14 protein-coding genes are annotated in these 17,743 nt (G+C 44.7%); 6 read left to right on the top strand and 8 right to left on the bottom strand.

The window, feature by feature from the left end:
• Positions 1–461 precede the first annotated feature (461 nt).
• Together DYD21_RS03225 and DYD21_RS03220 are read left to right on the top strand one after the other, a co-directional pair.
• The gene (locus tag DYD21_RS03225; protein ID WP_116032249.1) at positions 462–1,382 is read left to right on the top strand and encodes an endonuclease/exonuclease/phosphatase family protein; all 921 of its coding nucleotides are present in this window, start codon (positions 462–464) and stop codon (positions 1,380–1,382) included.
• Complete coding sequence (locus DYD21_RS03220) at positions 1,379–2,755, top strand: glucoamylase family protein (protein ID WP_116032245.1); 1,377 nt, start codon at positions 1,379–1,381, stop codon at positions 2,753–2,755. Before DYD21_RS03225 ends, DYD21_RS03220 begins: the two co-directional genes overlap by 4 nt.
• Before the next feature lie 361 nt (positions 2,756–3,116).
• On the opposite strand, the gene DYD21_RS03215 is transcribed toward DYD21_RS03220, so the two are convergent.
• Positions 3,117–4,115: a LacI family DNA-binding transcriptional regulator gene (locus tag DYD21_RS03215; RefSeq protein WP_116032241.1), complete on the bottom strand. Its 999-nt coding sequence runs from the start codon at positions 4,113–4,115 to the stop codon at positions 3,117–3,119.
• A 413-nt stretch (positions 4,116–4,528) separates the two neighbouring features.
• Here DYD21_RS03215 and DYD21_RS03210 point away from each other — a divergent pair, with 413 nt between their 5' ends.
• Entirely contained in the window at positions 4,529–5,911 is a 1,383-nt protein-coding gene (locus DYD21_RS03210) for a glucoamylase family protein (protein WP_116032238.1), read from the top strand.
• A 64-nt stretch (positions 5,912–5,975) separates the two neighbouring features.
• Here DYD21_RS03210 and DYD21_RS03205 read toward each other — a convergent pair whose 3' ends face one another.
• From DYD21_RS03205 to DYD21_RS03190, 4 genes are all read right to left on the bottom strand, one after another.
• A complete protein-coding gene (locus DYD21_RS03205; RefSeq protein WP_116032236.1) occupies positions 5,976–6,962 on the bottom strand; it encodes an aldo/keto reductase in 987 nt (328 codons plus the stop codon).
• A 152-nt stretch (positions 6,963–7,114) separates the two neighbouring features.
• Positions 7,115–8,665 (bottom strand): sodium/solute symporter, encoded by a 1,551-nt coding sequence (locus DYD21_RS03200; protein ID WP_116032233.1) that lies wholly within the window; start codon positions 8,663–8,665, stop codon positions 7,115–7,117.
• Between the two features lie 206 nt (positions 8,666–8,871).
• Complete coding sequence (locus DYD21_RS03195; RefSeq protein ID WP_116032230.1) at positions 8,872–9,423, bottom strand: DinB family protein; 552 nt, start codon at positions 9,421–9,423, stop codon at positions 8,872–8,874.
• A gap of 242 nt (positions 9,424–9,665) precedes the next feature.
• Complete coding sequence (locus tag DYD21_RS03190) at positions 9,666–12,116, bottom strand: glycoside hydrolase family 127 protein (protein WP_116032227.1); 2,451 nt, start codon at positions 12,114–12,116, stop codon at positions 9,666–9,668.
• Between DYD21_RS03190 and DYD21_RS03185 the strand changes: the two genes are divergently transcribed.
• Positions 12,117–12,428 (top strand): hypothetical protein, encoded by a 312-nt coding sequence (locus DYD21_RS03185; protein ID WP_116032222.1) that lies wholly within the window; start codon positions 12,117–12,119, stop codon positions 12,426–12,428.
• A gap of 3 nt (positions 12,429–12,431) precedes the next feature.
• Here DYD21_RS03185 and DYD21_RS03180 read toward each other — a convergent pair whose 3' ends face one another.
• On the bottom strand, positions 12,432–14,420 hold the full coding sequence (locus DYD21_RS03180) for a S9 family peptidase (RefSeq protein ID WP_116032218.1): 1,989 nt from the start codon (positions 14,418–14,420) through the stop codon (positions 12,432–12,434).
• 312 nt (positions 14,421–14,732) lie between these two features.
• Between DYD21_RS03180 and DYD21_RS03175 the strand changes: the two genes are divergently transcribed.
• Positions 14,733–15,896, top strand: a complete 1,164-nt coding sequence (locus DYD21_RS03175; protein ID WP_116032213.1) for a histidine kinase dimerization/phosphoacceptor domain -containing protein — start codon at positions 14,733–14,735, stop codon at positions 15,894–15,896.
• Here the strand turns inward: DYD21_RS03175 and DYD21_RS03170 are convergent.
• Both DYD21_RS03170 and DYD21_RS03165 read right to left on the bottom strand, forming a co-directional pair.
• A complete protein-coding gene (locus DYD21_RS03170) occupies positions 15,893–16,294 on the bottom strand; it encodes a CrcB family protein (RefSeq protein WP_116032209.1) in 402 nt (133 codons plus the stop codon). The genes DYD21_RS03175 and DYD21_RS03170 overlap by 4 nt on opposite strands.
• Positions 16,294–16,680, bottom strand: a complete 387-nt coding sequence (locus DYD21_RS03165) for a CrcB family protein (protein ID WP_116032205.1) — start codon at positions 16,678–16,680, stop codon at positions 16,294–16,296. The genes DYD21_RS03170 and DYD21_RS03165 overlap by 1 nt, the downstream gene beginning before the upstream one ends.
• Positions 16,681–16,854: 174 nt before the next feature.
• Here DYD21_RS03165 and DYD21_RS03160 point away from each other — a divergent pair, with 174 nt between their 5' ends.
• The gene (locus DYD21_RS03160; protein ID WP_116032201.1) at positions 16,855–17,715 is read left to right on the top strand and encodes an undecaprenyl-diphosphate phosphatase; all 861 of its coding nucleotides are present in this window, start codon (positions 16,855–16,857) and stop codon (positions 17,713–17,715) included.
• Positions 17,716–17,743 lie beyond the last annotated feature (28 nt).

Raw genomic sequence — 17,743 nt, 5'->3', positions numbered from 1 at the left:
ATGATGAGCACTGCGATACAAGTAAAATCTCTACAAAATCGTATCCTTTTTCTCATAGATTGCCTCTTTGATAATCTTTTAAAAATTGCATTCGTGATGTTGAAAAAGTTGAATCTACATCATCTGTTACACTTAATAGTGCAAAATAGAAATCAGTTTGCATTGTGTTGCATAAATAACAGGTACGTTTTATTATCTACGCTTTTTAACTTAAACACTTATAATTTTAACATTTAAAAGTGAATTTAAAAAGTGTATTTCGAAATTTATGTCTTAGACTTTTATTGGTTTTATGCAAAATTTCATTAACATTTGATAGTTTGCACTTTAGTTTGCATTATCTCTTTTTTAGTGTATCACTTCAACAGGCATCATGAATAAGCAAAGTCCGGACAATTCAAGATTTCCTCCATATTCCAGATTGGAATTGCCTGTTGATAACTCACATAATTGTAGAAAAGATGAATCAGATTACAACCCGAAAAATGTTTCTCCGGCTGCAAGTACATAATGGTGTATGCGTGATCGTTTATTCTGCGGTCCTATTGTTCCTTTTAGCCGGGTTTTCCACCGTTTCGGCTCAGCCATTTAACATCTCATCCTACAACATTTTTTACTTTACCCCAGCTGAACATGAAAATAGCTGGGAATCCCGCAAGCACCACGTAGCAAGTGTTATCAGGTTTCACGATATCGTGCTATGGGGTTCTCAAGAGGGTGAACACAATCAGCTGCAGGATTTGCGTCAAATGCTTGGGCAGGAATACATCGGGTTTTCTCGGGATGATGGAGACACAGAAGGTGAACATAGTGCTATATTTTACAACCCGGATCTTTTCCGGGTAATTGAACACGATACATTCTGGCTTTCAAAAACCCCGGATCGGCCTTCGATGGACTGGGGAGTCAATTTTCACAGGATTTGTACCTGGGGCAAATTTGAGCATTTGGATTCAGGAAAAGAGTTTTACGTATACAATGTTCATTTTGATCATGAAAGTCAGGAAGCCCGTGAAAACAGCAGCAGAATGATTCTTGAGCATATAGAAGAAAATACCCCTGAGGATGCAAAAATAATTTTTTTAGGGGATTTAAATGCTGAACCCGATAACAAAGCTTACAAAAAAGTGATCGATGATGGCAGATTTCAAGACACGTATCACATCTCAAATCTACCTCCGCATGGACCAACAGGCACATTTAATGGCTTTAGTTTCACCAGGGAACCCGATCGCCGCATCGATTATATATTTCTCACCAATCATTTTGAGGTAAACCGATATGGAGTGTTAACAGACAGTTATGACGGATTAAATTATCCATCAGACCATTTCCCGGTTATTGCAGAAATCAAATTCAACTCACAAAGCAGAGATAAATGAAAGCATTTTACAGAAAGCGATACAATTTCCTTCTGATTCTTACAGCAGGCATCTTTTTATTTTCTACCTGTAAAAATATTGAACGACAGCCTGAATCGTCGTCAATTTCGACAGATGAAGTACTCTCAGATGAGGAGTTACTCGATGAGGTTCAGTATGCTACTTTCCAGTATTTTTGGGATGGTGCAGAACCCAATTCAGGTATGGCACGTGAAAGATATCATGTGGATGGCTATTATCCGCAGGACGACAAAAATGTGGTAACATCCGGCGGTTCCGGTTTCGGTTTGATGGCCATTATTGTAGGTGCTGAACGTGGCTTTATTACACGAAACGAAGCGGTTGACAGGTTTGATCGTATCGTTGATTTTCTTGAAGAAGCCGACCGTTTTAATGGTTTATGGCCTCACTGGATGGACGGTGGAACCGGCGAGACAAAACCGTTCAGCCAGCAGGATGACGGGGCAGATATTGTTGAAACCGCATTTCTTGTCCAGGGTTTGTTAACCGTGCGCCAATATCTGCAGGATGGAAATGAACGAGAACAGGAAATAGCCAGCCGGATTGATACTCTCTGGCGAGAGGTGCAATGGAACTGGCACACAAAAGAAGGGGAAGAGAGTGTACTCTACTGGCACTGGTCACCAAATCATGACTGGGCCATGAATCATACCGTGCAGGGTTACGATGAAGCGATGATCGCATACATTCTGGCAGCTTCTTCTCCCACTTATTCGATTGATCCCGAGGTATACCACGAAGGCTGGGCCCGGGGTGGTGATATTGTTCTGGAGGATCATGAAGCGTATGGATATTCACTGCCTCTTAAACACAATGGCGCTATAGAATACAGCGGGCCTCTTTTCTGGGCTCATTACTCCTATCTCGGGTTAGATCCAAGAAATCTTGAAGATCAGTATGCCAATTATTGGGAGAATAATCGAAATCATTCATTAATTCATTACGAGTACGCAATAGATAATCCATTTGATTACAAAGGGTATGGCGAAGATTTATGGGGTTTAACCGCAAGTTATTCAATGGATGGCTACGATGGACACAGGCCCCACGGTGTGGACCATGGCGTAATCACTCCTACAGCTGCACTTTCATCCTTTCCATACACACCGGAGGAATCGATGAAAGTTATGAGAAATCTGTATGAAAATTATCATGATGAAATGTTTGGCCCATACGGTTTTTATGATGCCATGAGCCCGGAGCACGACTGGTTTCCCCGGCGATATCTTGCAATAGACCAGGGACCGATTGTAGTTATGATAGAGAACCACAGAAGCGGTTTACTTTGGGATCTGTTCATGAGCAGCGATGAGGTGCAGAACGGACTCGATAAACTTGGTTTTTCTTACTGAGAAATGCGAAATCACAAACCATCAGATGTGTTGTGAGATGGCACAAAATTTACCTGGAAGCTGATATATAACTGAATCGGAAATTCCGGCCCGGGGCTGGCTATTTACAAAAAGCGTCAACTGAATTCTCAGACCCTAAATACCGTAAGAAAATGTAAATATTTTATTGTGCTCCCATCCATATAGAGTGTATTTGCGACATAGGAAGGGGTCGGGGGTGGGTCAAAAAGACCGGGAACTTAAATTTAACTTAAAAACTTAATTAGGCGATGATTTACAGGAAGCCACTTTTTTTTGCAGCCTCACAGCTATACCGGTACAAAAATCATAGTCATACCATCCAATACTGCAAAAAATAAGACTAAGATGATTCTCTATGAGAAACAGATACCGGCACGAAGCTTAGTACATTTGATGTGAAGTTATTTTCAGACAATGTTTCTAAAAGAGCTTTGATTGTAGCATTACCCAGTTTTTCGTAATCGGTGCGGATGGATGATAAAGATGGCTGAGTATGTTCATTGTAGGGAAGATCATCATAGCCGATAAGTGCTACATCCTCCGGAATCTTAAAATGGTTCTTTTTGGCTGTCTGCAGAAAACCATTTGCCATAGTATCATTTGAAGCAAACACAGCTTCAGGTTGGTTTTTATTCTGCAGAAAATCTTCAAATGCACTGATGCCTGATTGAAATGTGTAATCTCCATCACAACTCCAGGTTAACTCCATCCCACGTTGTTGAGTAACATAATCTGTAAATCCATTTTTCCGGAATCGGGATTCTGATCGTTCCGAAGGTCCAAGAATGATTCCAACTTTTTTATACCCTTGTTCCTGAAAATGTTTGGCGGCAAGATATCCGCCAGAGTAACTGTCGAAAGTAATTGTAGGAAATACCGGATTTTCAATTAATGAATTTGATAACACTGGAAAATCATTCGGCAGTTCAGATGCAATGATTTCGTGGTCTGAACTGAATAATTCAGGAATGCATAACACAATCCCATCATAATATTCTGATGCCAAACTCTTCAGCAATTTTACGAGGCCCTTCTGATGATCAATCACTACTGATAAAAAAAGGCGGACATTATTTTGTTGAGCTGCTTTATTCAAACCATAAAAATAACTTGTATAAAACTCTCCCTGATGAAACCCGGTAGCAACTAAAGCTATATTAAGATGCTTTTTTGATGCAGAGTCTCCACTTTTTGCAATTTTATAACCAAGCTTTTTTGCACTTGAAAGAACTTTTTTCCGAGTGTCAGAACTGATTTTATCAGAATTATTTAAAACCCGTGAAATTGTAGATATGGAAAACCCGGTGTCCTCTGCTATATCTTTGAGAGTTATTTTCATTGTAGCTGATTGATTTATGATTCACTTAAATGCAGCAATTGTCGTCTATATTTTCCCTTTATCGGCAAATGATAGCTTAATTCATAATTCAGAGTCATTGCAAAGCCAGTAGTTTTATGTCACATTCTGTTCCAGTCCCTTTTCATTGATTAAATTCTGTGCAGACTTGCGTAAGATTTTGCACAGCGTTGCACACCTCATCTAAATACAGATAAAGTTTTATATTCCCCACATTCATTCATTATAAAGCTAAATGGTGTATATTTGAATTAGATAACCATTTTTAGTGAAGTTTTTTAAAAAAATAAGTTATGCAAAAATTGCATAAAAAAGCGGCTAATAGAATTTATGTGTTCTCAAACTGATTTACTGTTGCGATCTGTAACCCTTTTTTCCCCTGATCATCAAGCGTTATGAGTGATAAAAATATCAAGTACCTCTTTATCTTTTTTCTGCTATTTAGTGGATTAGCAACGTTTAATGCATGTGAAACCACTTCTGTGGAAGAGAGACCTCCACTGGAAAATGGAAATGGTGAAGAACCAACAGAACTTTCAGATGATGAGCTTTTGGATATCGTTCAGGAAGCAACATTCCAGTATTTCTGGGAGGGAGCTGAACCCAATTCCGGGATGGCTCGCGAACGATATCATCTTGATGGACAGGGTGAAGATCGGAATATTGTCACAACCGGAGGCTCAGGTTTTGGGCTGATGGCTATTATTGTCGGTGTCGAACGGGAATATATTACGCGTGATGAAGCGGTGGATCGTTTTGACCGGATAATCGGATTTCTGGAATCGGCCGACCGCTTTAACGGACACTGGCCGCACTGGCTTGAAGGCAACAGCGGCAGGGTTAGCCCCTTCAGCCAGGAGGATGATGGTGCTGATATTGTAGAGACTGCTTTCCTGATCCAGGGGCTTTTAACCGTAAAACAGTATCTGCTTGAGGGTGATGAACGGGAACTGGAACTTGCCGATCGCATCGACACTTTATGGCGAGACGTAAACTGGAACTGGCATACAAAAAACGGTTCTGAAAATGTACTTTATTGGCATTGGTCGCCAAACCACGGCTGGGCGATCAACCATCAGGTTCGGGGATACGACGAAGCGATGATTGTTTACATCCTCGCTGCAGGTTCCCCCACCTATTCAATCGACCCGGAAGTGTATCACGAAGGGTGGGCCAGGGGTGGTAATATCAGGTATACAGGCCATGAAGCGTATGGTTACTCCCTACCGCTTCGCCACAATGGAGCCCAGGAGTATGGAGGACCGCTTTTCTGGGCACACTACTCTTTTCTTGGACTCGACCCGAGAAATCTTGAAGATCGATATGCCAACTACTGGGAAAATAACCGCAATCATACTTTGATTCAGTATGAGTACGCTATTGAAAACCCAAAAGGTTTTGAAGGATATGGAGAGGATCTCTGGGGATTGACGGCCAGCTACTCGATCGATGGTTATGCCGCACACCGGCCATTTGATGTAGATTTTGGCGTTATTACTCCAACTGCGGCACTTTCATCTATCCCTTATACCCCTGATGAATCGATGAAGGTAATCCGTAATCTGTACGAGAATCATAAAGACAAGACCTTTGGTAAATTTGGATTTTTCGACGCATTCAGCTTTGAACACAACTGGTTCCCTCAGCGCTATCTTGCAATTGATCAGGGCCCGATTGTGGTTATGATTGAAAACCACCGCTCCGGTTTGTTATGGGATCTTTTTATGAGCAACGAAGATATCCAAAACGGTCTTGATGAATTAGGCTTTACGTATTGATTGTAATTGCAGCAATTGCAGGACTATACCGGGAGTGATTATATTTTACCTGGAAACCTTCCTGCTACCACCGCTGATGCACAAGCGGTTTGATCTGCTCACTGTACACCCGATCAATCTCTTTCATGATCTCATCAGAAACCGGCGGTTTTTCTGCTGCTTCAGCATTGGACTTTACATGATCCACGGATGATGCGCCGGGAATTACGCAGCTAACCTCGTCGCTCATCAATACCCATCGAAGGGCCAGGTGGACAAGATTTTCATCATCCGGAAGAATTTCTTTCAGCTCATTCACTGCTTCCACTCCCTTTTCGTATGGAATCCCTGAAAAGGTTTCGCCCACATCAAAAAACTTTCCCTCACGATTGAAGTTGCGGTGATCCTTTTCACCAAATGTGGTTTCCTTCGAAAACTTACCGGTCAGCAGGCCGCTCGCCAGTGGAACCCGGACGATAATACCCACATTTTTCTCTTGTGCCATCGGGAAAAGCACTTCATGAGGACGCTGCCGAAACATGTTATAAATCACCTGGATGGAGGTCACATTATCATATTCCAGGGCTTTGATCCCTTCCTCCACTTTTTCGATACTCACTCCCAAATTCTGAATCTTTCCTTCCTCTTTCAGCTTTTCAAATTCGCCGAAAATCTCAGGTCGGTAATACACCTCGGTGGGCGGGCAGTGGAGCTGAATCAGGTCAATCGTTTCGAGATTCATCCGCTGGAGGGAATCTTCTACATATCCCCGGAGAACTTCCGGAGTGTAATTTTCATTGATGTGGGGATTGATCTGCCGGCCACATTTTGTTGCCACGTGGATTTGTTTATCGGTCCGCTTCACCGCTTTTCCGACGGCAACTTCGCTTTCAGTGCCTTTATACACATCGGCCGTGTCGATAAAATTTACTCCCGCTTCAATCGCCGTATCCAGAGTTTCAGCCGCAATTTTTTCATCGAAGTCCGTTCCCCACTTTCCGCCAAGCTGCCAGGTTCCCAGGGAGATTTCAGAGATTTTAAAGCCGGTTTTGCCAAGTGTTCGATAGTTCATTTTTCGAGGATTGAAAATTTGAAATTACTTTGAGTCAATGTAACAGTTTAAGGCAGAGATCGTAATTTTTTGTTGTGATAAATGATAGTTCAGGTAAAGTAAAATGATTGATGGGCTCAAATTTTTTTGAAAGCAAATCATACATCAATACTCTACCAAAAAAGAGCCACCAGTCCTATCGTAAGAATAAGTACGATCAGGGCGTGAAATCGATAATTTTTATACCACGACACTTCTGTTTCAGGAATGCGTTCTTTTGACGCCGTAAAAAATGGTGAGACCTCTTTTTCGGGTTTCGCCAGGCTTACGATCAGCATCACAATACTGCTGAACAGGAAGATGATGGTAGCTGAATAGAGGAAGTGGATCGGGAAGAGAATCGTATAAAAATAGTTATTCAGAATCAGCAGAAGCGCCATGCCGCTGCCACCCAGTAATGAATAGAATGCGCCGTCGGATGTTGCTCTATTCCAAAACAGTCCGAACAGAAAGCAGGCCGCAATGGGCGGACTCAGATAGGAGAGCACCGCCTGCAGATATTCCCAAAGCGTGGGGAATCGGTCAATGTATGGAGCCCAGAAAGATGCCAGGATAACCGAGATCAGGATAAAGATTTTACCGGTATTCACCAGGTTTTTTTGAGTGGCCCCGGGCCTGAATTTTCGGTAAAGATCCATCGTGGCGATACTCGATGATGCCGTGAGCGCAGAATCGATGCTCGACATCAGCGCGGCCACAAATCCGGTGAGGATGATGCCCAATACACCGACTGGAATCAGGTCATACATCAATTCGGTGTAGATCAGGTTGGGATTGTCGATATCGGGCATTAATAAAATGCCGAGCGTTCCCGGCAGAACGAGCAGGAATAGAAGCGGAAGTTTAAGAAGGCCCGCAAAGATGGCTCCTTTTCGCCCGTCATCCAACGTTCGGGCGCCGAGGACCCGCTGCACCATGTGCTGGTTCGAACACATAAAATAAAATCCCAGAATGGGTAAGCTGATGAGGAGTGTCGGCCAGGGGATGTATGGATCATCCGCAGGCTGAATCAGGCTTAAAAAATCCGCGCCTACCGTATCCTGAACCTGACTCCAGGAGTCTACCTGCTGAAATACTACAACAGACACAATCAGGGAACCAATTGTGAGTAAAACCGCCTGGATCGAATCGGTGATAATGACCCCTTTCAGTCCGCCGGATATGGTGTAGAATCCGGTAATAAAAGCGGTTATAATTATAAAAATGTATAACTCCGTCTCCGGAAAAACTCCCTTCAGCAGAATACTGCCTACATAAATCGCTCCGGCGATATCAATCAAAATGCTCATGGCTATGGAGAGTACGGAAAAGAAATAGCGTGACCGGTTATCGAACCTGCGACCCAGAAATTCCGGCATGGTGGTGAGTTTGTGCCTGAGGTAATACGGCACAATGAAAACTGCGAAGATGAGCAGCATAATGGTGCCGGTCCACTCGTAATTGAATACCGAAATTCCATTTTCGTAACCGCTGCTGCTCAGACCAATAATGGTGGTGATGGAGATATTGGTGGCATAAAGAGACAAGCCGATCAGCGGCCAGCTCAGTGTTCGTCCGGCAAGAAAAAAATCATCTGTGGTCGTCTGGCTATCCTGCAGCCGAAGCCCTTTCCAGAGAATGTAGATCAGGTAAATTGCAACAATGGAAAAATCTAAATAGGTCACCCGTACAAAACCAAAGTTGGGAGGTTGTCATACAGCCCGGTGCCGAAGAATATATCTATTCAGATCGAAAACGGACTGATGCGTTCACAGCAAAAAAATTTTATGCTGATGAATCGCCTAAAGAAATGCAATAAACCCGTAGCCGGCAAACATTTTTTAATCAATTGATTGTTACCGGCAGCTTTTTGAGAAACAGTTTTCATCGGTTATGATTTCTGATGGGGCAGATTATTTGATTGATCCACCAATCGGTCGATCTGTTTTTGATGATGGGTCAGATGCTCATCCATAAATTCAAGTGCTTGTTTTACATTCAGATAACCGGCTCTTGGATGCCTGTAAAGTGCTTTTGAAAGGGTTTCGCTGGTTGATTCCTCAATGATTGTCAGTATCTCTTCTCGAACAGTTTCCCACTCCGATTTCATCTGGTTGAAATCGGGTGATTCCTCGTGGACCTCGGCAATTTTTGGAGCTTTAAATTTCAATGGAAGACGAAGTGCAATTTTCAGGACCAGGTGGCGAAATTTCGCTCCAAATCCCGTTCGGGAAATTTTATCCTGCTGTTGAAGTTTTCTCAGGATAAGCTTAACCGATTGCTGCTCAGCCGTAACGAGATGGCGCATAACCTGGAGAAGGTTCCACTCATTAGGGTCGGCTTTGAACTGAAGCTGAGCAGGTGTGAGCCGGCCATACTGTTTGATAATTCGGCCGCGTTTCGCTTCCAGGCGATCGAACAGCAATCGGGTTTTCTCTTTCATAAATCCTGATTTAATTTACTGGCATGTCAAGCCACTAATGTTGAAAAGCATGCCTACCTTTGCTAAAGCTACGGAATATAAACTCTTCGAAGCTTTAGCGAAGTAGAGCGTGGCAACACTATCTCAATAGCGACAGAATTCACGTACCAAAGTGTTTTACTTTCGATTCTTTGAGTATTATTAAAACCAATCTGACTCCGGTAGCTTAAAATACAGGTGGTACCTATTTCGCCGATAGAGTATCATCGCATTAATCGTACATCAAAAATATGTGCTGTTTCTGAGTTTTCTTTCGCTTCAAATCGAATAGTGTGGATACCATCTTCCTGTCCTTCCACAACCCAGGTTGGGAGAGAATAGCTGATATCAATGAACTGATCTCCTTCCGAACCATCAAGGCGCACCTCCGCAATGTGATTGTCATTGAGTAAAATATCAAAATGGCGATCTTCATCTTCGCCATGGTAGGTAAGGCGTAAAACACGGGCTTCATGCTCAGGGTCAGGCATATCATAGGAAAACCATGCTCCGGATTTGCGCCAGTGCCTGTTTTGATGAACCCCTGCCTCGGTTTGCTCACCCTGAAAATTGTGCTCCGACTCCGGTTGCTGTTGACCGGGCACTACCCTGGAAATGGTTTGATTTTCAAGTTCCATGAAGCCATCCTCCTGCTTAGCCAACTCATCCCGCATTTGCCTTGCTTCCTCAGAAGTTCCGGTTTGCCAATAGATGATATACCTGGCATCATGAAGCCGATAGAAAGGAATCAGTGAGAGTTCTTCCTGCGGATAGGTTAACTCAGAGACATCGAAACTGAGTGGCAACTCCGTATTACGGGATAATTTGTCTGTCCACTGCTCATCATCAATCACAAGCATTGGCATGTGATGACGCGGATAAAGAAGACCCGGTGCCACCTGGCCCATTCTGCTGTCATCGGCAACCAGACCGCTGACATCTTCCGACCCGACATCGGCTGCCAAAACTACTGGGCCGTGCAAAATAGCCATATATGGGCTTCCGTCCGGTAAATACTCTCCGTACGTGTGCATGGGCATCCGCACTTCAATTTGATCACCATCCTGCCAGTTGTGGTCAATTGTAAAGTAGCTTCCTGGTTCACTTTCACCCGAAAATTTTTCACCATTTACTTCAACAGACATGCCCGCAGAGGTCAGCCATTGAGGGTGGCGAATATTCAGGTCAAAGGTTTGATCTTCCTCCATATTGAGTGTGAAGGCGGTGACATCCGATTCCGGAAATTCTGTTTTCTGAGTCAAAGTTACTCCCCTTTCTTCCCAGTCGAGCCTGGTTGGCAGGAACAAGTTAACAAACAGATTTTCACCGTCATGGGAGTAAACCAATTCACCATATTTGGTATGATTTTCTATTCCGGTACCCACACAGCACCAAAATGTATGCTCCGGGTTTGAATATACCCGGTAATGTCCCGGCCTCATTGGTGAAAAATAAACCAGCCCCCCGTGTTCGGGGTGTTGTGAGGAAAGAATGTGGTTGTATAATGAGCGCTCGTAATAGTCAATATATTTCAGATCGCCGGATGTGAAATATAACTGACGTGCAAGGCGCATCATATTGTACGTATTGCAGGTTTCCGGTCCTTCCCGCGATTCGAGCATCGAAGAAAAATCATCTCTTGGATGAAAGTGCTCCGCTACCGAGTTTCCGCCAATAGCCACGGATCTGTGATTAACCACTGTATCCCAGAAGAAGGCAGCGGCATCATCCCATGATGGTATTTCACATACTTCGGCTACTCTTTTGAACCCAATTACCTTGGGAATCTGCGTGTTTGCATGCAGGCCTGTAAGCCGGTCTTCTTCATTTAATAAAGGGTCCAGAATTTCACGATGTGAAAATTGCCTTGCAAGTTCCGCATAGCGTTCATCCCCGGTGATATCATACACATCAGCAAATACTTCATTCATTCCGCCGTGCTCAGAAATCAACATTTCCTGGATCTGATTATCTGAAAGATCACTGACCAGTTCAACAGTCCAGTCGGTAAGCTCGATAAGGACTTCGAGTGCCTGTTCGTTTTCAGTGAAAATCCATGCATCACGTAAACCGGCATACAGCTTATGAATATTATACCACGGTACCCATTTGCCGTTCAGGGAAAAACTCTGGGCATTGATGTTGCCAGCAGCGATTTCCTCCCACATTTCCTGCCCGCCCGGTATCCCGCCAACATAGCCGTTACCGTTTTCAGCTTGACAAATGGCAAGCTGATCTACCATATATTCGAGACGATCCCGGGCCTCTTCATTTCCAGAGGCGGCTACCATCATGGCGAGAGTTGTCAGGTAATGCCCGGCCGTATGTCCGTCCAGCCCTGTATTCTCCCAGTTTCCATAACGAGATGCTTTTGGAGTTAGCCCTGCATCAATCAGAAATGGTGCCAATAACCGATCCGGATCGTGCGCCAGAACATAATCATCATTCAGGTTTTGAGCATGCAAAAAAGGTCCATCTATCAAATCTACAGCCGATAGTGGGAAAGGAGAAAGCTCACGTGGGGTCTCCTCAGCGGCGTTACAGCCATACAAAAACAGGGCGGCGGTGATAATGGAAAGTACCAACGGCCAGATTCGGGGAGAAAAGAACAATCTGTCATGTAAACAGCACTGAGGATTCAGAAACCAACTTGAAACGGTCGATAATTTGCGCATATGATTAATTATTTCCTGATTGAATTAATTATTGCAACAACTACGGATTCTTACCAAAAGATATATATTCCCGGATTAACATTTGATCTGAAGTCCTTGATAATCAAGGGAAATAAAATGTGGTTACAAAACCCGGTACGTTGTCAGCAGTTGCACAGATCATTTTTCATCACAGATGGCTCAACTCATTGGGCTGAATTAGTTAAGAAATTTCCTCTCCAAAAGGGATTTCAAGAAGCAGATCCGGTGGATGTACCACTAAAGCTGCATTTGCGGCTGACAGGTTTCGGCCAGCATTTCAGGTATGATTAAATACTATTTCACATATTCATCAAACCATTCAATCACACGGTTCATAAAATCGAGCTGATGGGCACGTTCCGTGAGGCCGTGGGGCTGTCGAGGGTAGAGCACAAGCCCGGTAGGAATTCCCTTCATTTCCAGGAACTGATGGAGCTGAATCGACTGCTCGGGGTGAACGCGGTCATCAGCAAGTCCGTGAACAACCAGTAGCGGAGTATCGGCCTGGTTAAGCCACGCTACAGGGGATCGCTCCCAGTTCTGGCCTGGATTATCGAACCAATAGAGATCCCAGTGAACCACACTCATTTCGTGCGGAATATCCGTCGTGCCCATGAAGGATATCCAGTTGGAGAGTCCCGCAAAAGTAATTCCGGCGGCAAAACGGTCGCTGTGCCGGGTGGCGGCCCATGCAGCAAAATATCCGCCGTAGGATGTCCCTGAAATACCAACTTTTTCCGGATCGATCAGTCCCATATCGTCGAGGGATTCGATTCCCAGCAGCACATCATCAAACTCTTTACCGCCCAGGTCGCGATGGTTTGCCGAAGCAAAGACGGTTCCCCGCCCGCCGCTCCCGCGATAGTTCGGTTTGAAAACCACGTACCCTTCATTTGCGAGCACCTGACTCGGGTAAAGTGCGCGCGTATTCCATCCGTTCATACTGATTCCTTCCGGGCCGCCATGCGGCAAAATCGCCAGCGGATAGCGCGTTCCCTCTTCATATCCCACCGGTTTCACCAGAATTCCCTCCATCTCCAGTCCGTCAGCTCCGGGCCATGTGATGGAACTCTGCTCACCCAATTCCCGATCTGACAACCATTCGTTGTGATGTGTGATCCGGCTGAGTTCTCCCCGCTGAATGGTTCCGCGATAGACTTCACCGGGATGTTCGCGTGTATTCACAGATGCAGCAAACGTTCGGTTTCGTTCATCGAGGCTGATGCTGCGGAAAATTTCATCTTCACCTCCTGCAATGCGTGTCATATCCGGCTGGTCGATCCGCATTCGGTTCAGGGTTGTGCTGGATCGTTCTACGGCTGTAAAAAGCAGTGCACGGTTACTTTGCCAGGAGATCGATTCCACGGTTCCTTCCCAGCCAGCCGGGGTGAGGTCATCAACTTCCGTGCCGTCTGAGCTCATCACCCAGATTCGCTGCGGAAGCGGATCGCTATACACTCTGCCTGCCAACACAGCGAGCCGGTTTCCATCAGGTGACCAGCTCATAGCCGCTTTTTTCTTGGGTGCCGTCATGATCTCATTCAGATCCGATCCGTCGCGGTTTATGACAGCATAGCGAGTATACATCTGTTCAATATCGGCACCGGGTTCATCACTCACCCGGATCGCAAGCTGACGGCTGTTTGGTGCCCATGAGAAATCCCAGATGTAGAGATCATCCGGAGAAATTTTTTCAGCATCTCCATCTCGAGGCTGAATCCATAGCCGCATGAACCGCTGATTTTCCCCGGCCACAATCATATCATACCCTCTCTGTTCCATTTCGCGCCGCTCATCGGAAACAGGATCCATCGCCGTATAGGCAAGAAACGATCCATTATCACTCCAGGAAAAACTGCTGAGTCCATGTTCCGCACTGCTGTGTTGCTGAAAATCCTCGCCTGACCGGTTAACGGAATAAACCTGTACCTGGTTATGATAATCAGTATTTCGTGTGGTGAAATAGAGGCGTCCGTCAGCGCCCCATTGCGGTGAACCGGCGCTGTTCGGTTTCTGGATGACCGGAACGGGATCTCCGCCATCAGCAGGCACAACATAGAGCTCGGAGTAATTTCTGCCAATATCCTCATCTTCCGTCCTGGGTACACTTAGTGTGTAGGCGATCGAGTTTCCGTCGGGACTCATTGCAACAGCTCCAACCGTCTCAATAGATGCCACATCATCAGGGGAAAGTCCCTGGGAGTGTACATCAGAAAGAGAGTTAAGCAGTAAAATTGAAATCGTAAGGATGAAAAACCGGGTGATAGAAATTGGTTTCAGCATGAAGAATGGATGTGGGTTGAGTAAAAAGCGTAAACGGTCGATAAATATACGTATTGATCGTGATTTCAAAAGAATTATATGAGGTGATAAGACGAGATATATCTGTAAAAATCAATCATTAAATTATTTTAATAAATGCCCGGATGCTTAAGAATCAGGTAAATAAAGCGATGATTGTTCTATCTCTGACCCGATAAAAAAATGAGCAGATGAGGGTATTTCTGCATTTTGATCATTATCTAATTATAGACATTTACACCCGTAGAAAAGCAATCATTTATATGAAACGGGTATCGAATAACAGTAAGAAGTATGAATAGTCTGATTCAAGAATCATTTCACAAGGAAAAACTGGACCTGCTCCTGAGGTTGATCGGGCAGATTAATTCCAATCTCGACATCAATAAAGTTCTTTTGAATATTATTGATGCGGCCAAAATTATTACCGACAGCGAAGCGTGCTCAGTATTCTTAACGGATAAACTTACTGATGAGATGATTTTAAGCATCCCAACAGGTCCGGCAGGGGATTCCATCACCGGTAAACGATTTCCCATGGGAGAAGGAATTGCAGGATGGGTTGCCGAAAACGGGGAACCGCAAATTGTGAATGACGTGTCTGCTGATGAACGGTTTCGGGGCGATTTTAACCCGGAAATTTTTATAACACGCAACATACTTTGTGCTCCGCTGCTTAACCAGTCCCAGGAAGTGATTGGTGTTCTGCAGGCTATAAACAAGGAGGATGCAGGGCAGTATCTGCAGGAAGAAGTTCCGCTTTTCCAGGCGCTGGCTAACCAGGCCGCAATTGCCATCACCAACGCCCGGATGCACGAAGAGAGAACCACGTTGCTGGCCGAAATCCACCATCGTGTAAAAAATAACATGGCGGTTGTATCAAGCCTGATCCAGATGCAGGCGATGATGGAAACGGATGAGGGAGTGCAGGGAAAACTGCTGGTGAACGTCGCACGAATTTCAAGTATGGCTACGGTACATGAGCAGCTTTACCAGTCAGACAGTTTTTCGAGACTGAATTTGGGCCAAAGTATCGAGAAGGTATCTCTTAGTTCACTAAGCAGTCTGAATTCATCGAGCAACGTAAATGCTGCCTTTGCATGCGACAATGCCGATTTGAGTATCAATCAGTCGATTCCCTGCTCATTGATTGTAAACGAGGTGATCATTCACCTGGTGAAGCACGGATTTAAAACGGTGGAGAAAGGGGAGTTTCACCTGGAGCTCACCGAATCAACGGATAAAGAGAGTATTCTGCTCACAATTCAGCATAACGGTCAGTCGATTCGGGAGCGGATCGAGGGTGAGGATATCAGCGAGGCGGGTTTTCATCTCATTGAAGTGTTGTCAAAGCAGCTGGAAGCAGAGTATAGTTATACTGAAGATCCGAACCGGCATGAATTCAGTCTTTGGTTTCAGAAATCAGATAAAAAAGGTGTGGGGAACGGTAGTCTTTAGTTCTCTTTTCTGATGAATTGAGCAATTTTCACACCGGCGGCCAGCAACAGTACACCGGCAAATATTTGAGAAAAAAGATATGCCGCAAAGAGATAGAATGAATCCCCGAAGAAAACAAAGGCTTCCGTCATAAATCCCGAGTAGGTGGTATAGCTGCCAAGCAGTCCGGTGAGCAGGAAAAGGTTTATCCGAATATTTTTTTCAGGATTGCGGCTAAGCACCGTAAAAAAAACGCCCATCAAAAAACTGCCGAGTAGGTTCTCAATTGTTGTTGCGGTGATGAAGTGTGAATCCGCAGCAAGAAGGCCGAAAAGTGTATTCGTAGCATGCCTTAGTAACGCTCCGCAAACGCCGCCCAGTGCAATCCACAATACGTTTGATGACAAAAGATTTTTCATCAGGCAGCCCCCAGCATCAAACGGGTAAGTTCATATCCCGTAACAAGAGCACCAAATGCACCAGCTATCTGCCAGAAAAGGTAGAGCAGCAGTTTTGAGACCGGCCCCGATAAAAGTTTTCCATTTTCCAGGGCAAATGTTGAAAACGTGGTATAGGATCCCAGGATGCCGACAGTCAAAAACAGAACGATACTTTCCGGGGCATTTACCGACAAGCTGAAAAAAGAGAGCAGAACTCCTGCCAGGAAACATCCGATTACATTGGCGAATAAAGTGCCGGTGTAGACAGAAGACCCACTGAAAAGTTTTAATGCAGCAAGCCCTGTGAGGTAGCGAAGCACAGCGCCGATGGCTCCGCCCAATCCAACAAGAAGCACCTCTGTCATAAATACATATTTGGTTTATTCATCTTGACAAGTTAAAAAAAACAACCACTCAGCTATAGATCTTTATTTTCATTCACTCAGCACTTAAAATCTAAAATTTATATACGATAATAAAAGCCGTATCATATTCCCCTTTAAAAAGGCAGGTTAATCCTCTTTTATTCTATTTTTCAAATGGCCATTTGGGTAGCAATTTTATTAGGTATCATTCAGGGGATTTTTATGTTTTTCCCGGTCAGCTCTACCAGCCACCTGGCGCTGGTTCAGCACTTTCTGATCAGCCGCGGTGTTGTGTTGCCCGATCCCGATTCGCCGGAGATGATTCTGTTTGATCTGATTGTGCATGTAGGCACGCTGGTCTCCATCGCTTACGTTTTTCGTGACAGCCTATCCAAGTTCATTCAAAATACACTCTCCGGGTTTTATGAGCTAAAAACCGGTGAAAGCACGCCCATTGGCGAGTTATACCGCAAACTTACGTTTCTCGGTCTGCTTTCTGTATTTATGACCGGCGCGATCGGCTTCCCATTGAAAGCGATGTTCGAGCAGGTGTTTGCGAATCCGCTGATCATAAGCGGTACGCTTGCTACGACCGGCGTGATTCTCTGGTTTACAGATAAACTGCCGCCACGGAAAATCGGGCTGCGCCAAATTGGTATCGGAATGGCGATTATCATTGGAACCGCACAGGCTTTTGCCCTGATGCCGGGACTGAGCCGAAGCGGAATGACCATCGCGTTTGCCCTTTTTGCCGGTATGCAGCGTAAATGGGCGGCTGAATACAGCTTTTTCCTGGCTATTCCAACCATTCTGGGCGCATCACTGCTTCAAACGATTGAGGTGATGAGCCTTGGCGGGCTGACGCTCTCTGCCCCCGTATTAATCACCGCGTTTATAGTTTCTGCAATTGTCGGGATTTTTGCCCTCAAAATTGTGATTCACCTGCTCTACAAAGCACAGTTCCGTGTCTTCTCATATTATCTCTGGCTTCTTGCTGCTGTTGTAGCCGTAGCATCTGTCCGTGGAATTATGTAGGGATATTTACATTATTTCGGAATAAAAT

The organism is Rhodohalobacter sp. SW132, from assembly GCF_003390325.1.
Taxonomy (GTDB): domain Bacteria; phylum Bacteroidota; class Rhodothermia; order Balneolales; family Balneolaceae; genus SW132.
This window is presented reverse-complemented; position numbering and strand designations above follow the sequence as displayed.

What these genes read in the sequence shown, in the direction of transcription:
- DYD21_RS03195 (WP_116032230.1), bottom strand. Translation starts at nt 9,423, where the DNA reads ATGAAAGAGAAAACCCGATTGCTGTTCGATCGCCTGGAAGCGAAACGC.
- DYD21_RS03220 (WP_116032245.1), top strand. Translation starts at nt 1,379, where the DNA reads ATGAAAGCATTTTACAGAAAGCGATACAATTTCCTTCTGATTCTTACA.
- DYD21_RS03205 (WP_116032236.1), bottom strand. Translation starts at nt 6,962, where the DNA reads ATGAACTATCGAACACTTGGCAAAACCGGCTTTAAAATCTCTGAAATC.
- DYD21_RS03160 (WP_116032201.1), top strand. Translation starts at nt 16,855, where the DNA reads ATGGCCATTTGGGTAGCAATTTTATTAGGTATCATTCAGGGGATTTTT.
- DYD21_RS03185 (WP_116032222.1), top strand. Translation starts at nt 12,117, where the DNA reads ATGATTAATTATTTCCTGATTGAATTAATTATTGCAACAACTACGGAT.
- DYD21_RS03225 (WP_116032249.1), top strand. Translation starts at nt 462, where the DNA reads ATGAATCAGATTACAACCCGAAAAATGTTTCTCCGGCTGCAAGTACAT.
- DYD21_RS03165 (WP_116032205.1), bottom strand. Translation starts at nt 16,680, where the DNA reads ATGACAGAGGTGCTTCTTGTTGGATTGGGCGGAGCCATCGGCGCTGTG.
- DYD21_RS03190 (WP_116032227.1), bottom strand. Translation starts at nt 12,116, where the DNA reads ATGCGCAAATTATCGACCGTTTCAAGTTGGTTTCTGAATCCTCAGTGC.
- DYD21_RS03170 (WP_116032209.1), bottom strand. Translation starts at nt 16,294, where the DNA reads ATGAAAAATCTTTTGTCATCAAACGTATTGTGGATTGCACTGGGCGGC.
- DYD21_RS03175 (WP_116032213.1), top strand. Translation starts at nt 14,733, where the DNA reads ATGAATAGTCTGATTCAAGAATCATTTCACAAGGAAAAACTGGACCTG.
- DYD21_RS03210 (WP_116032238.1), top strand. Translation starts at nt 4,529, where the DNA reads ATGAGTGATAAAAATATCAAGTACCTCTTTATCTTTTTTCTGCTATTT.
- DYD21_RS03180 (WP_116032218.1), bottom strand. Translation starts at nt 14,420, where the DNA reads ATGCTGAAACCAATTTCTATCACCCGGTTTTTCATCCTTACGATTTCA.
- DYD21_RS03215 (WP_116032241.1), bottom strand. Translation starts at nt 4,115, where the DNA reads ATGAAAATAACTCTCAAAGATATAGCAGAGGACACCGGGTTTTCCATA.